Origin of the sequence: Mesorhizobium metallidurans STM 2683 (assembly GCF_000350085.1) — a bacterium.
GTDB lineage: Bacteria > Pseudomonadota > Alphaproteobacteria > Rhizobiales > Rhizobiaceae > Mesorhizobium > Mesorhizobium metallidurans.
Genome location: NZ_CAUM01000005.1, coordinates 38,924 through 53,865, shown reverse-complemented (window position 1 = coordinate 53,865; position 14,942 = coordinate 38,924). Strand labels below are relative to the sequence as shown.

Below are 14,942 nucleotides of genomic sequence, written 5' to 3'. Positions count from 1 at the left end.
AAGCTGGAGCGGGTAGCGGGAATCGAACCCGCGCGTTCAGCTTGGGAAGCTGACAAGCTACCATTACATCATACCCGCGTGAGCCCTCGTTACCACGCAAGCCGGCATTCGGGCAATCGTTAAGCTCGCGCTCGTGCCTTGCTGGCCGCCCACCGTTACTTCGTCGTGGCAAGGGTATTGTTCGCGGCAAAGTTCGGCCAGTATTTCGAGATTGCCAGCGTGGCCCCAATTGTCGAGAAATGCCCATAATCGAAATAGAGAAACTGGCCTGCGTCGGCGAAGGAGCAGCGTCCCGCGCTGCACAGGAATTTTAGCGGATCGATGAAAGTGGCGCCTTTGGTAAATGAGCGCACGCGGTCGTTGATGCCGGGATCCATGGCCATTGGCCAGGATGTATCATCCAGATTCCTGCGCTTTGCGAAGAACGCGATTTTCCGGACGTCGGTTATGAACTCCGGAGACTGGCCGATGACAAACACCCGCACGCCCAGGCCACGAAGCGTATCGATCGTTTGCTGGAGACCGTCGAAGCTTCTCGCCGCATAGTCGGTCCACCGGCCGCTGAGTATGGCCGTCCGGATACCGGCATCCCCGATTATTTTCAGGGCTTGCTGATTGAATCGCGTGCAATTTGGACGTGCATAGGAGAAGTAGGAGAGAATCGGTGGACAGCCCGCATAGGTGTATTCTACGACATTGGCTTGAATCTGATTTGCGTTGGCGTCCAGGCCTGAAACATAGTGGGCGGCGAACGAGTCGCCCCACAACAAGACATCCGTCTTGAAGCCGCGGGTGCGGGTGCAATCCCCGAGGTTCCAGTTTTCTATCTGGCTGGAGCCCTCGTTGAAACAGGTGCCATTGCGCCAGTCGCCGACAGGAATCCGCTGTTGGGCAAAGTCCGGAAACCGTTGCGGAAAGCCGTTGCCAAGCGCCCCGGCCGCGCCGCCAACACAAAGAAGAGCGATCGCGCCCGCTGAAAAGGCGAAGATGGGCACCGGGGCGGTAAAGGTCCTTTTCTGCCGAAACGGCTGCTCGACATATTTCCAGGAAAATGCAGCCAGCGCGAAGCTTGCAACCGTCATTACAACGATCATCGACGGGTCGAGTTTTTGCAGTGAAAGATAGTGAGCGAACGAATTGATTGGCCAGTGAACGAGATACAGCGAATACGAGATGAGACCGATCCAGACCAGCGGTCGGGTTTCGAGTATACGGGTAACGATCGTCGACGGGGTACTCTGGCCAACGTAGATAAGCAGCGCGGTTCCGAGGCATGGATACAAGGCGTTGTAACCCGGGAACGGATCACTCTCCGAAACCGTCAGGAATCCGATGGCGAGAAGGCCAACCCCTGCCAGGCCGGCCAGTTCCATGACAAGCCGGTTACCCAGGGCCGGGGGCCGTTTCAACATGAGCACGGCGCCCAGCATAAGTTCCCAGATACGTGTCGGCAGCAGGTAGAAGCCAGCTGTCGGAGCCATCGATGTCGCCATGATCGCCAGCACGAAGCTGCCAAGAATGATCGGCAGGAGTATCGTCAGCCAGCGCTTCCCGAAATAGCGATAGATCAGGAACATAAGGATCGGAGCAAAGATGTAGTATTGTTCCTCGACCGAAAGCGACCAAGTGTGCAGCAGAGGTCGCAGTTCGGCATCGATGGAGAAGTAATTCGTCGTTTTCCAGAAATAGATGTTCGACCAGAAAGTCGATGACGCTATGACGCTGAGACTGAATTCATGCAGATCTGACGGCAAGAGAATGAATAATGCCGCTATGCATGTAAGAAGTGTGACAAAGACCAGAGCCGGCAGAATGCGCCGGGCGCGGCGCCAGTAGAAGCTGACGATCGAAAACTGGCCGCGTTCAAGGTCGTCCAGAAGGCTTCCGCTGATCAGGTAGCCGGAGATGACGAAGAAGATATCGACGCCGGTAAAGCCGCCGGGAATTGCCGTGATTCCGAAGTGGAAGAGTACGACCGGCAGGACCGCAACAGCCCGTAGGCCATCGATATCGCGCCTGTACTTCATTCAGGAAGTCCACTCGCGGTGTTCGCGGGTCACTGCGAGACAGCGCAGTCCGTCAATATCCGAGCCGTCAATATCCGGGCGATGACTCTGGCTGATCGACATCAATTGGCTACCCTCTGTCACCTAATTTTGCTGCACCGCAACATAGGTGTCAAGGCTGGCGAGCAGGCAATCATGCAAGCCACCGTTCGGGCGATCGTAAAGCGGCCTGGATTCTGCGACTGACAGAATTCTGCGACTGGCTTGATGCCGGGCCGGCAAGTGCGTATTTCTGGACCTGTACACGAATCGGTGCAACCTACTCTGGAGACGGGCCTTGTCCGCACTGAACCGTTTTCTCGGCGATACGCCGCTCCGGGTGCTCCTGAAGCTGCTGGTCGTGTCGTTTCTCGTCGGCCTCGTCATGAACGCCTTCGGCTGGTCGCCGATGGATGTGCTCTACGGCATCCAGAAATTCTTCGTCGATCTGTGGAACCTGGGTTTCCGCGCCGTCGACCGTTTCCTCGGCTATATCCTGCTGGGCGCGGCGATCGTCGTGCCGGCCTTCATCCTGCTCAGGATCGCCAACTATAAGAAATAGCTGTTAGGCGTAGCGCGAAGCCACTTCGAACAGGACGGCGTGGCGCGCGGCGAGTGCCGCCACATCCGTCGCGTAGCCACCGCCGATGACGCCGCACACGGGGATACCCAGCGCCCGGAAATGGCGGATCACCATGTCGTCGCGGGCGCGCAGACCCTCGTTCGACAGCGACAGCCTGCCAAGCCGGTCCTCGGCATGGACGTCGACCCCGGCATTGTAGAAGACAAAGTCCCAGCGCGCCCTGGCGGACAATTCCGGCAGAAGGCTACTCAGCCTTTCGAGATAGGCCGCGTCGCCGGTGCCGTCGGGCAGGGCGACATCGAGATCGGAGGCGATCTTGCGCACCGGATAGTTGCGCTCGCCATGCATGGAAAAGGTGAACGCGCGCGGCTCGTCGCCCAGAATGTCGGCCGTGCCGTCGCCCTGGTGCACGTCGAGATCGACGATCAGGATGTTTTGGACTGCACCTTCGCCAAGCAGCACCAGCGAGGCGACGGCGACATCGTTGAAGGTGCAGAAACCAGCGCCCTGCGCGCGCCGTGCGTGATGGCTGCCGCCGGCGGTGTTGCAGGCGATGCCGCTCAGCAACGCCAGCCGCGCCGCCAGCACCGTGCCGCCGGTTGCGAGCTGCGCTCTTAGCGAAACGCGTAGGTTTACCGGAAAGCCGATCTCGCGCTCGATTTTTGCAGGCACTTCGAAGGCCAGCACCTGGTCGACATAGGAGGCGGCATGGGCAAGCTTCAGCCATGACGCCGGCGCCGCGTCCGGCACGTTGAGCGCGGCAGGCTCGGCCAGCCCATGCGCGCTCAGGGCTTCCATCAGCACCGGATATTTGCTCATCGGAAAGCGGTGATTGACGGCGAAGCCGGCGTCATAGTCGGGGTGATGGACGATCTGCAGCGGCATGATGTAAGGGCGGCCTGCGCCAGTGCTGGAATTCGGTTGGCCGCCGTTGGATGGCGATTGCGCGGCGTCGCGAAACTGGGGCACATCGGCTGTTCGATCAAGCCGCAATCAGCAAGGCAGCAATCCTTGGACAAGGGTGCCAACCAAGCCACCGCCAGGACCTTCGTCGTCACCAACCGCTCGGTGCTCGCCATCGCGGTGCCGATGACGCTCGCCTATCTGACGACGCCGCTGCTTGGCATCGTCGACACGGCGGTGATCGGCCAGTTAGGTGACGCTGCCCTTCTCGGCGGCCTGGCGGCGGGTGCGCTCATTTTCGACGTTGTCTTCACCACCTTCAATTTCCTGCGCTCCGGCACCACCGGCCTCGTCGCCCAGGCTTTCGGGCGCGGCGATGATTTGGAAGAGCAGGCAGTGTTCTGGCGCGCCGTGCTGATTGCGATCGTCGCCGGTATCGTGCTTGCCGCGCTCGCGCCATTGGTCGCCATTGCCGGGCAATGGTTCATGGCCGCCGACCCGCGCGTCAGCGAGGCGATGGGCGTCTACATCAGGATCAGATTGCTCGCCGCACCCTTCTCGCTGATCAACTACGCCATCCTCGGCTATGTTCTGGGCCGCGGCGAAGGCGGGCTTGGCTTGATGCTGCAACTGGTGCTCAACGGCATCAACGTCGCGCTCTGCATTCTGCTTGGCTTGGAGCTGGGCTGGGGCGTCGCCGGTGTTGCCTGGGCGACCGTCACCGGCGAATTCGTCGCCGTGCTGCTTGGCCTCGCGATTGTCATCAGGCGTTTCCGCGCGGCCCCGCCTTTGCCGCGCCACCGCCTGCTCGACATGGCTGCCTTCCCGCGCATGCTGTCGCTCAATCGCGACATCATGATCCGCTCGTTCTCGCTGCTCGCCGCTTTCGCGCTGTTCACCCGCCAGGGCGCGCAATTCGGCACGGTGACGCTGGCCGCCAACGCCGTGCTGATGAATTTCTTCCTGATCGCCGGCTATTTCCTCGACGGTTTCGCCACGGCCGCCGAACAGCTTGCCGGCCGCGCCATCGGCGCTGGCGCCGCGACGCCCTTCCGGCAAGCGGTGCGGCTGACCCTGTTCTGGGGCTTTGGGCTGGCGGGCGCGGCGACGCTCGTGCTGTTGCTTGGCGGCGCCGATCTGGTCGCCCTGATCACGACGTCTGAGGACGTTCGCGCCGTTGCCGACATCTATCTGCCCTGGGTCGCCTTCACCGCGCTGAGCGGCGTGCTGGCGTTCCAGATGGACGGCGTCTTTATCGGCGCGACCTGGTCGCGCGACATGCGCAACATGATGCTCGTGTCTTTCCTCTTCTTCAGCGCGGCGCTGCTCACTTTGGCGCCGGTCTTTGGCAATCGCGGCCTATGGGCGGCGCTGCATGTCTTCCTGCTGGTGCGCGGCTTCAGCCTGCTCGCCATTCTGCGATTGCGGATGCGCACGGCGTTTTAGGCGGGGTCATATTGGAATGAACAATCTTAGGGTCGAAAATATGCAGGAACTGGTTGGAAAGAGTGGCATCATTACCGATATCTCGGCATACGGCGCCTTCGCATTTGGATTTCTTTTTATAGCTGGCGTTGGCTACATCGTGCTTAAGGACCTGCCTCTCACGAGAGACAGGCAAGGGCGATACCTCAATTACTTCTTCATTCACCGTAGGAAAGAGGGGTGGGTATTGCTCTCTCTGTGGTTTGCGTCCGCTATTTTATTGGCCACAGGGGCCATACTGGCAAAGCTTTAGTCGACGATCCGCGCGGCTCGAACCTGGACGAAATTTCAAACTGGGATACCACGCTTCTGGCGCGGTCTAGAGTCGCTTCGAGGCCCAGAAGTCGAGGCGGCTGTCACGTAGATCGCGGACGGATTTAAGCCGCTCTTTTTCCACGAAACGGATCATTCCGGAAACAATGCGGCCTGGCAGCGCAGGCCCGGCATAGATCATGCCGGTATAGAGCTGGACGAGATCGGCGCCGGCGCGGATTTTTTCCAATGCGTTCTCGGCGGAAGCGACACCGCCGACGCCGATGATGGCGCGGTCCGGGCCAAGCAGTTTGCGCATCCTCGCCAGCACGATGGTCGAGCGCTCGAACAAGGGCTTTCCCGAGAGGCCGCCGGTCTCGCCGGCGACAGCGACGCTGCGCAGGCTCAGTCGCGAAATGGTGGTGTTGGAGACGATGACGCCGTCTATCTGTTTCTCCGTGACCTCGGCGGCGATGTCCTCCAGCTCGGCCTCGACCAGATCCGGCGCGATCTTGAGGAAGACGGGCGGCCGCGCTGTGGCTGCCGAACGCGCAGCGATGACCCGGGACAAAAGCTCGCCGAGCTGCTCGCGCGCCTGCATGTTGCGCAGGCCAGGCGTGTTCGGCGAGGAGATGTTGACCGTCAGATAGCTGGCGTAAGGCGCAAACCTGACAACGCCGCGCTCATAGTCGTTGATACGGTCGGCGCTGTCCTTGTTGGCGCCGATGTTGACGCCGACGATGCCGGCGCGGCCCCTGCGGGCGGCAAGGCGTCGCTCGGCCGCCTCGTGACCCTCATTGTTGAAGCCCAGCCGGTTGATCACGGCTTCGTCCGCTGTCAGCCGGAAAATGCGCGGCTTCGGATTGCCCGCCTGCGGCAGCGGCGTGATGGTACCGACCTCGGCGAAGCCGAAGCCGAGGCCAAGCAGCGCGTCCGGTACCTCGGCATTCTTGTCGTAGCCGGCGGCCATGCCGAGCGGGTTGGGAAAATCGATGCCGCAAAGGCTGACCTTCAGCCTGTCGTCGCGCACAGGGCGCCTGCCAACCGGCAGGCCGCATCTCAGCGCCGTTATCGACAGCCCATGCGCGGCTTCCGGATCGAGTGTGAACAGGAGCTTCTGGCCGATCCGGTCGAGCAGGCTCATTCGCCCTCCAGCACCGGAAACTGGTGCGCGCCATCGGGGCCGAGTGGCAATGGTCGGACCCGGACGACAGCCTTGAGGTCGAGCGGACCGTAGAGATGCGGGAACAACGCGCCACCGCGCGAGACCTCGTATTTCAGCGCTTCACCCAGGCGCGCCGCATCGATGGCGACCAGCAGCAGTCCGGTCTGACCAGCAAAGTGCTTTGCCGCAGTTTCGCGGGCCTGCACGGCGGTAGAAAAATGGATGAAGCCATCGGCGAGATCGATCGGCGCGCCGGTGAAGCTTCCGTTTCTTTCGGCCTCGCGCCAAAGCGCTTCAGGTACTATCTTGTAGATAATCTGAGACATGGTTGCGCTATAGTCTGAACAGACCAGGCGGGGAAGGGCGCATCTTCCCCATTTCCGGCGCAAACATGTGATAGTTTGCGCTAATTGGCCCATGGAGGACAACATGCGTCTGCAGCACGTCTTGATCCCGGCAGCACTCGTTTCGCTCGTCGCGGCATCAGCCTTTTCCGAGGAAACCGATCGCTACAAGCTGGAAAAGTCGGCCAATGGCTATGTCCGTATGGACACCCAGACCGGCGCGATGTCGATCTGCGAGGAACGCACCGGCCAGCTCGTATGCAAGGTGGCGGCCGACGAACGCGCTGCCTTCCAGGACGAGATCGACCGGCTGCAAGGCTCGGTGAAGGCGCTGGACGAGCGCGTTGCCAAGCTTGAGAATTCGCTGTCAGCCCGCCTCGAATCGCAGCTGCCCAGCGAGGAGGATTTCAACAAGACGATGGGCTACATGGAACGCTTCCTGCGCGGCTTCATGGACATCGTCAAGGATATGGACAAGGACAATGGCGGCGACGGCGCCAAACTCAATTCGCAAAAGACCTGAGCGCCATTAGTTCGGGGAAAAGTCCGCGCCGGGTCTTTGCCGCTTGAAAACAGCTTACATCACCGCATAATTGTTCGACTGGTCCCGAAAAAGCGACAAATCATCGATGGGATTCGGGGAGGGACATTTGCCGTCGGGCTACACGTTCGTCATTGCCGACGACCATCCGTTGTTCCGTGGCGCCCTTCGGGAGGCGCTGGCCGGCATCGGCAATGTCGCCGCCATTCACGAGGCCGGCGATTTCGAAAGTGCCAAGGCGCTGGTCGTGGCCAATGAAGATGTCGATCTGGTGCTGCTCGACCTGTCGATGCCGGGCGCCAGCGGCCTTTCCGGTCTGATCTCGCTGCGCGGCATCCATCCGGCGGTGCCGCTGGTGGTGGTGTCGGCGCATGACGACCCGGTGACGATCCGCCGTGCACTCGATCTCGGCGCTTCCGGCTTCATCTCCAAATCGGCCAGCATGGAGGAGATCCGCGGCGCCGTGCAGGCGGTGCTGGCCGGCGATATCGCCGCTCCCGTCGGCATCGATCTCGGCGTCGAGCGCGATCCCGAGATCTCCGACCTGATCAAGCGGCTGCAGGCGCTGACGCCGCAGCAGACGCGTGTGCTCGGCATGCTGGCCGAAGGGCTGCTCAACAAGCAGATCGCCTACGAACTCGGCGTCTCCGAAGCAACGATCAAGGCGCATGTCTCGGCGATCCTGCAGAAGCTCGGCGTCGACAGCCGCACCCAGGCGGTGATCCAGCTCTCCAAGATCGGCAGCGACCCGCTGCAGGCGGCCGGCTAACTCTTACTCCGCCGCTGACGCCAGCGGCCTGATCCTGGCCATCATCGAACGCAGCATCGCCGGTTTCAGCGGCTTGTTGACAACCGGCACGTCCAGACTGGCGGCGGCCGCGCGAACCTCGCTGGAGCGGTCGGCGGTGACCAGCACGGCGGGCATGTCCTCGCCATGGATCGCGCGCAATCTCGCGATCACATCGAGGCCGGTCCTGCCGTCGAGATGGTAGTCGGCAAGCACGATGTCCGGCCGGCGCAGGCCCGATCCCTCGAAATCCTCCGAACCGGAAAAAAGTTCGACGTCGCAGCCCCAGCCTTCGAGAAGCAGCCGCATGCCATCGAGGATGCGGGCGTCGTTGTCGATGCAGAACACATGCAGCCCGGCAAGGGAAGCGGAGGCGCGGATCGGCGCCTTGGCCTCGACGGCGCGGCGTGGCGCCTCGACCGCCGCGACCGGCAGGATGACGGAAAAGCGCGTGCCCTTGCCCGGATCGGAGAAGATCCGGATTTCGAGCCGCAGGACGCGGGCGATGCGGTCGACGATGGAGAGGCCCAGACCGAGGCCCTCGGCCTCACGCGCGCCTTCGTCGAGCCGGGTGAATTCATTGAAGACCGTGTTCAATTTGTCGCCGGCGATGCCGATGCCGGTGTCGATCACCTGGATCTCGGCCAGTTCGCCGCGTCGCCTGACCCCGACCAGGATGCGGCCATGGCGGGTATATTTGATGGCGTTGGACACCAGATTCTGGATCAGGCGACGCAACAGATTGCGGTCCGTCATCACGCTGAGCGATGACGGCATGATCGTCAGGCCGAGCTTTTTCTCTGCGGCCAGCGGCCGGAAGTCGTTGCCGATCTGCCCGAGCAGTCCATCCAGGCTGAAGGCGGTATCCTCCGGCTTCATCGCGCCGGCGTCGAGGCGTGAAATGTCGAGCACGGCGCCGAGAATGGTCTCGACCGATTCCAGCGAGGATTCGATATTGATCGCGGCCTTGCCGGCAGGTCCCTTGCCGGCCTTTTCGATCAGCGACGAGCAGTAGAGGCGGGCGGCGTTCAGCGGCTGCAGGAGGTCGTGGCCGGCGGCGGCAAGAAAGCGCGTCTTGCCGAGATTGGCCTCCTCGGCCAGCATCTGCGCCTGCGCCAGCTCCTCGTTGACGCGGGTCAGTTCGACGGTACGGTCCTTGACGCGCTGTTCCAGCGATTCATTGGCGCGCTTGAGCGCCAGATCCTGCTCGACGCGTCCGGAAATGTCGGCATAGGTGGCGACGATGCCGCCATCCGGCATCGGGTTGGAGCGCAATTCGAGGATGCGGCCGCTGGTCTTCAGCTCCATCTGCCACGGGCTGACGAAACTGGTCAGGCGGTTGAGCATCGCCACCCGCTGGTCCGCCGGGATGTCGCCGCGCTGGGCGAGGTGGTGCAATATGCGATCGAGCGAGACACCGACCTGGCCCATCTCGTCTGGCAGGTCGAACAGCGCCCGGTACTGGCGGTTCCAGCAGATCAACCGGAAATCCCGGTCGAAGACTGTGATGCCCTGTTCCATCTGGTCGAGCGCGATCTGCAACAGGTCGCGATTGTGCTGCAGCGCTTCGGTGGCGTCGTCGAGCAGGCGGAAAGCATCCTTGGATTCGCGGTCGTTGCGGCGCAAAAGCAGCGACAGGATCAACCGCGCCGAAGACGAGCCGACCGCGCTCGCCAAAAGCTGCTCGGAGAAGCGGATGATGTCCATGCTCGCCTGCTCGTTGCCGTGCAGCGAGGTCCCACTGCTGTTTTCGAACGACTGGAAGGAGCGTTCGGTGCGTTCGACACCGAGGTAGCGCGCGATGGTGTCCTTGAGATCGTTGACGGTGACGGTGGTGCGGAAGCGGCGCAGGCTGGGCATCGGACCGGCGTCGCGCGGCACGAAGATCGCCGCCTGGATGCGTTCCAGCGGCACCGACGCGCGCGACAGCGAGCCGAGCACGAAAAACAGCGTATTGATCGACAAGCTCCACAAGACGCCGTGGTTCAGCGGCTCGGCGACGGTGCCGAACAGCGCCTGCGGCCGCAACGCTTCGAAACCGAGCAGGCCATGGACAACGATGCCGGTATCGGGTGCGGCGAGCGACGGCAGCAGCAGCGTATAGCTCCAGACGAGGATGCCGGCGACCATGCCGAGTGCGGCGCCCCTGCCATTGGCGCCGCGCCAGACCAGCCCGCCGATCAGCGCCGGCGCGAACTGGGCAATGGCTGCAAACGACATCAGGCCGATGGAGGACAGCCGCGCGCTGTTGGTGCTCTCGCGGTAATAGAGGAAGGCGATGAACAGCATGATGAAGATAGCGCCGCGCCGCACATTGAGGATGAGCGTCGACCAGTCCTCGTTCTGGGAGGTCGTGGTCTTGAGCAGGCGGCGCACGAACAGCGGGATGACGAGGTCGTTGGAGATCATGATCGACAGCGCGACGCTTTCGACGATCACCATCGCGGTCGCCGCCGACAGGCCGCCGATGAAGGCTGCCATGGCCAGCACATCATGGCCGTTGAGCAGCGGCAGCGACAAGACGTAGAGATCGCTGCTGGTCCTGCTGCCGACGAGCGACAGGCCGGCCAGCGCGATCGGCAGCACGAACAGGTTGATCGCCACCAGATAGAGCGGAAACACCCATGTCGCGGTGCGCAGTTCGGCTTCGCTGCGATTCTCGACGATGGTAACGTAGAACTGGCGCGGCAGCATGATGATGGCGAAGCCGCTAAGGCCGGTCAGCACCAGCCAGGTGGTGAGCGAAGTGTTGTAGCTCATCGCTTGGCGCACTTGCTCATTCTGCGCGAGCTTGTCGATCATGTCGCCCGGGCTGCCGAAGATCAGGAAGGTCACCATCAGGCCGATCGCCAGGAAGGCGGCAAGCTTGACCACGGTTTCGACCGCGACCGCCAGCACCAGCCCGTCCTGGTGCTCGGTGGCGTCGGCGTGGCGTGTGCCGAACAGCACCGCAAACAGCGCCAGCAGCATGGCGACGACCAGCGAGATGTCGCTGACGAAGGGGTCAAACGAGGGCGGCGAGCCGGTATAGTGCTCGACCATCAGGCTGACCGAGCCGGAAATCGCCTTCAATTGCAGCGCGATGTAGGGCACTGCGCCAATCGTCGCGATCAGCGTGGCGATCGCCGCGACCGCAAAGCTCTTGCCGTAGCGGGCGCCGAGGAAATCGGCGATCGAGGTGATTTTCTCAGTTTTGGCCAGCCTGACGATGCGTTGCAGCAGCGGAAAGCCGAACACGAAGACCAGTACCGGACCGATATAGATGCCGAGGAATTCTAGGCCGCGTTCGGAGGAAAGGCCGACCGAGCCGAAGAACGTCCACGAGGTGCAGTAGATCGCCAGGCTGAGCGCATAGATCAAGGGTCGGGCCCGGTCGGGCCTGGACATCGTCGAGCGCCGGTCGCCGAGGCTGGCGATGGCGAAGAGCAACGTCACATAGGCGATCGCGATGATGACGATGAACCAGCCCTGCACGGCCCAGAAATCCTCCCTTGCCGGTTTTCCTCCGGCCTCTCAGAGGCAATCACAGCTTGAGAGGCAAGTCCATCACCGCTTTCGGTGCATGATAACAGCGGTTTTGGGCACAACCTGGCCGGTGGAAACCGGTCTTTTGCCCATGTTGCAACCGCAGGTTTTTGTTATGCTGCCTGCGGGTCGGGCGTCGGACTGAGCGGCGGCGGCACGGCCGGTCAGGACAGGAGGGTCGAATGCTGAAAGAATTCCAGGAATTCATTTCCCGGGGCAATGTGATGGACTTGGCCGTCGGCGTCATCATCGGCGCTGCCTTCGGCAAGATTGTCGATTCGCTGGTCAACGACATCATCATGCCGATAGTGGGCGCAATTTTCGGCGGACTTGACTTCAACAACTATTTCTTCGGTCTCTCCTCTGCCGTCAACGCGACATCGCTGGCTGATGCCAAGAAGCAGGGCGCCGTCTTCGCTTATGGCAGCTTCATCACAGTGGCGCTGAACTTCGTCATCCTCGCTTTCATCATCTTCCTGATGGTCAAGGCGGTAAACAATCTGCGCAGGCGGCTGGAAAAGGAAAAGCCAGCCACCCCGGCCGCGCCGCCGGCCGATGTCGCCCTGCTCACTGAAATTCGCGATCTTCTCGCCAGGAAGTAGCGCCGGGCAGATTTCTGGACCAAAACCCTGGCCGCCCGCGGCCGGGGTTTTCTGTTTTCGGCCGCCGCAAAACACGCTAGCAGTCGAGAGAACGAACCGGATACATCCATGACCTTGATCGAGACCCTGCGCGCCGAAGCCCGCGCGGCGCCCGAAAGCGGCATTGTCGCCGTCGTCAACTACGGCCGCCTGCGCGAGGGGATGATCCCGCTCTGGGCCGGCGAGGGCGATCTGCCGACGCCCGCATTCATTACCGATGCCGCGTCAAAGGCGCTGGCCGGCGGCGAGACATTCTACACCTGGCAAAAGGGCATCCCTGATCTCAGGCGGGCGCTTGCCCGCTACTATGCCAGGCATTTCGGCAAGACCTTCCCCGAAGAGGAATTCATCGTCACCGGGTCCGGCATGCATGCCATCCAGCTGGCGCTCGACGCGCTCGCCGGCGCCGGCGACGAAATTGTCTATCTGTCGCCGGCCTGGCCGAATTTCGACGCTGCCGCGGCGATATCGGGAGCCGTTCCGGTGCCGGTTTCGCTCGATCATTCCGGCAATGGCTGGTCTTGCGACGTCGAGAAAATTGCCGCCGCCATCACGCCGCGCACCAAGGCTCTGTTCATCAACACGCCGTCGAACCCGACCGGCTGGACCGCCGATCATGAGACCTTGCGGGCGATCCTCGATCTCGCCCGCGCCAGCAACCTTTGGATCATCGCCGACGAGATCTATTCCCTGTTCCACTATGGTCATGGTCGTGCCCCGTCCTTCCTCGACATCGCGACGGGGGAGGACCGCATCCTGTTCGTCAACAGCTTCTCCAAGAACTGGGCGATGACCGGCTGGCGCGTCGGCTGGATCAAGACGCATCCCGCGCTGCAGCAGGTGTTCGAGAACCTGATCCAGTATTCGACCTCGGGCGTTGCCCAGTTCATGCAGCGCGGCGCCGTCGCCGCGCTTGATGAAGGCGACGCCTTCATTGCCGAACAGGTGGAGCGGGCGCGGGCAGCGCGCGATCTGGTATGCGACATCCTTGGTGCCACCGGCAAAGCCCGGTTCACCGTGCCGCAGGGCGCATTCTATCTGTTCTTCACCGTCGACGGCATCACGGATTCACGCACTGCCGCTTTCGACATAGTCGACAAGGCCAATGTCGGCCTGGCGCCCGGCACCGCCTTCGGCCCCGGTGGCGAAGCCTTCCTCAGGCTGTGCTTCCACCGCCGCCTCGATCAGATCGAGGAAGCGGCGCACCGGCTGGCGAAATGGATGAAGACTGTTTGAGCAGGCGGCGGCTTCAGCCGCCTGACTTTATCCGCCCGATTTGGGCACCAGCAGCGGAATAATCCGGTCGCTCTTGGTCACGGATGGCCGACCAGCCGAACCATAGGGAATGCCCAGCGCGTCCCAGGTCTCGACGAGAGCGTCCTGCAGCGCCGCGATCAGCGCGTCGGAGTGGAACGGCGTCGGCGTGATGCGCAGCCGCTCGGTGCCACGCGGCACGGTCGGGTAGTTGATCGGCTGGATGTAGATGCCGTGGACACCAAGCAGGCGGTCGCTGGCCATCTTGCAGAGCTCGGGATCGCCGACCAGCACCGGCACGATGTGTGTGGCGGATTCCATCACCGGCAGGCCGGCCGCGGCAAGAACCTGCTTGGTCCGCGTCGCCTGGCGTGACTGCGCGTCGCGCTCGGCCTGCGAGCGCTTGAGATGGCGGATCGAGGTGGTGGCGGCAGCGGCAATGGCCGGCGGCAGCGCCGTGGTGAAGATGAAACCCGGCGCATAGGAGCGCACGGCATCGATCACCGCACTTGTGCCGGTGATATAGCCGCCGAGCGTGCCGAACGCCTTGGCCAGCGTGCCCTCGATGATGTCGATACGGTCGGCCAGACCTTCGCGCTCGGTGATGCCGCCGCCGCGCGGTCCATACATGCCGACGGCATGGACCTCGTCGATATAGGTCATGGCATTGTAGCGTTCGGCCAGATCGACGATCTGTTTGATGGGCGCGATGTCACCATCCATCGAATAGACGCTTTCGAAGACGATCAGCTTGGCGCGCTCGCGGCCGGCGGCCTGCAGCAGGCTTTCCAGATGTGCGACATCGTTGTGGCGGAAGATCTTCTTTTCCGCGCCCGAGCGCCGCACGCCCTCGATCATCGAGGCGTGGTTCAGCTCGTCCGAAAGCACCAGGCAGTTGGGCAGGAGCTTTGCGATGGTCGAGATCGACGCCTCGTTGGAGACGAAGCCGGAGGTGAAGACCAGCGCGGCTTCCTTGTCGTGCAGGTCGGCCAGCTCCAATTCCAGCGCAACCAGCGGGTTGCTGGTACCGGAAATGTTGCGGGTGCCGCCGGCCCCCGAGCCCATCTTGCCGGCCGCCTTCTGGAACGCGGCGATGACATCAGGATGCTGGCCCATGCCAAGATAGTCGTTGGAGCACCAGACGGTGATTTCCTCGGCGCGGCCGTTCGAGCGCCAGATGGCGCGCGGAAACTTGCCCGCGATGCGCTCGAGATCGGCGAAGACGCGATAGCGCCGCTCTGCATGGAGCTGGTCGATCGCTTCCTCGAAGAACCGCTGATAGTTCATGTCGGTTTCCCAATTTTGCGCGGGATAATAATCATTGCCCCATTCTGCGTCCACCGGACCTGTTTGGTCAAAATGCCACGCCCCGGACCTGTTCCTAACGACCACGGATCGTGGCCTATTCCCTTGATGT

General features: G+C 62.4%; 12 protein-coding genes and 1 tRNA gene. 6 read left to right on the top strand and 7 right to left on the bottom strand.

Translation table 11 applies throughout. From position 1 onward, the window contains the following. Positions 1-4: 4 nt before the first annotated feature. Positions 5-78, bottom strand: a tRNA-Gly gene (locus MESS2_RS00910). 77 nt (positions 79-155) lie between these two features. After that, the gene (locus tag MESS2_RS00905; protein WP_008872138.1) at positions 156-2,027 is read right to left on the bottom strand and encodes an acyltransferase family protein; all 1,872 of its coding nucleotides are present in this window, start codon (positions 2,025-2,027) and stop codon (positions 156-158) included. A 316-nt stretch (positions 2,028-2,343) separates the two neighbouring features. Here MESS2_RS00905 and MESS2_RS00895 point away from each other — a divergent pair, with 316 nt between their 5' ends. Next, positions 2,344-2,607: a DUF6460 domain-containing protein gene (locus tag MESS2_RS00895; RefSeq protein ID WP_006335992.1), complete on the top strand. Its 264-nt coding sequence runs from the start codon at positions 2,344-2,346 to the stop codon at positions 2,605-2,607. Between the two features lie 3 nt (positions 2,608-2,610). Here MESS2_RS00895 and MESS2_RS00890 read toward each other — a convergent pair whose 3' ends face one another. After that, a complete protein-coding gene (locus MESS2_RS00890; RefSeq protein ID WP_008872136.1) occupies positions 2,611-3,513 on the bottom strand; it encodes a histone deacetylase family protein in 903 nt (300 codons plus the stop codon). Positions 3,514-3,639: 126 nt separating this feature from the next. Between MESS2_RS00890 and MESS2_RS00885 the strand changes: the two genes are divergently transcribed. After that, entirely contained in the window at positions 3,640-4,977 is a 1,338-nt protein-coding gene (locus MESS2_RS00885; RefSeq protein WP_008872135.1) for an MATE family efflux transporter, read from the top strand. A gap of 358 nt (positions 4,978-5,335) precedes the next feature. On the opposite strand, the gene MESS2_RS00875 is transcribed toward MESS2_RS00885, so the two are convergent. Both MESS2_RS00875 and MESS2_RS00870 read right to left on the bottom strand, forming a co-directional pair. After that, positions 5,336-6,412 (bottom strand): quinone-dependent dihydroorotate dehydrogenase, encoded by a 1,077-nt coding sequence (locus MESS2_RS00875; RefSeq protein ID WP_008872133.1) that lies wholly within the window; start codon positions 6,410-6,412, stop codon positions 5,336-5,338. Beyond that, positions 6,409-6,759: a DUF952 domain-containing protein gene (locus MESS2_RS00870; protein ID WP_008872132.1), complete on the bottom strand. Its 351-nt coding sequence runs from the start codon at positions 6,757-6,759 to the stop codon at positions 6,409-6,411. The genes MESS2_RS00875 and MESS2_RS00870 overlap by 4 nt, the downstream gene beginning before the upstream one ends. Before the next feature lie 103 nt (positions 6,760-6,862). On the opposite strand from MESS2_RS00870, the gene MESS2_RS00865 reads away from it, so the two are divergent. Together MESS2_RS00865 and MESS2_RS00860 are read left to right on the top strand one after the other, a co-directional pair. Beyond that, positions 6,863-7,300: a hypothetical protein gene (locus MESS2_RS00865; RefSeq protein ID WP_008872131.1), complete on the top strand. Its 438-nt coding sequence runs from the start codon at positions 6,863-6,865 to the stop codon at positions 7,298-7,300. Positions 7,301-7,427: 127 nt separating this feature from the next. Beyond that, positions 7,428-8,087 carry a response regulator transcription factor gene (locus MESS2_RS00860; RefSeq protein ID WP_008872130.1) on the top strand — a complete coding sequence of 220 codons (660 nt, stop codon included), beginning with the start codon at positions 7,428-7,430 and terminating at the stop codon, positions 8,085-8,087. Between the two features lie 3 nt (positions 8,088-8,090). On the opposite strand, the gene MESS2_RS00855 is transcribed toward MESS2_RS00860, so the two are convergent. Then, the gene (locus MESS2_RS00855; protein WP_008872129.1) at positions 8,091-11,579 is read right to left on the bottom strand and encodes a PAS domain-containing hybrid sensor histidine kinase/response regulator; all 3,489 of its coding nucleotides are present in this window, start codon (positions 11,577-11,579) and stop codon (positions 8,091-8,093) included. A 233-nt stretch (positions 11,580-11,812) separates the two neighbouring features. Between MESS2_RS00855 and mscL the strand changes: the two genes are divergently transcribed. Continuing rightward, complete coding sequence (gene mscL, locus MESS2_RS00850; protein ID WP_008872128.1) at positions 11,813-12,232, top strand: large conductance mechanosensitive channel protein MscL; 420 nt, start codon at positions 11,813-11,815, stop codon at positions 12,230-12,232. A 108-nt stretch (positions 12,233-12,340) separates the two neighbouring features. Continuing rightward, entirely contained in the window at positions 12,341-13,507 is a 1,167-nt protein-coding gene (locus tag MESS2_RS00845; RefSeq protein ID WP_008872127.1) for a pyridoxal phosphate-dependent aminotransferase, read from the top strand. Positions 13,508-13,534: 27 nt separating this feature from the next. On the opposite strand, the gene hemA is transcribed toward MESS2_RS00845, so the two are convergent. Next, on the bottom strand, positions 13,535-14,812 hold the full coding sequence (gene hemA / locus MESS2_RS00840) for a 5-aminolevulinate synthase (protein ID WP_008872126.1): 1,278 nt from the start codon (positions 14,810-14,812) through the stop codon (positions 13,535-13,537). Between the last annotated feature and the right edge of the window lie 130 nt (positions 14,813-14,942).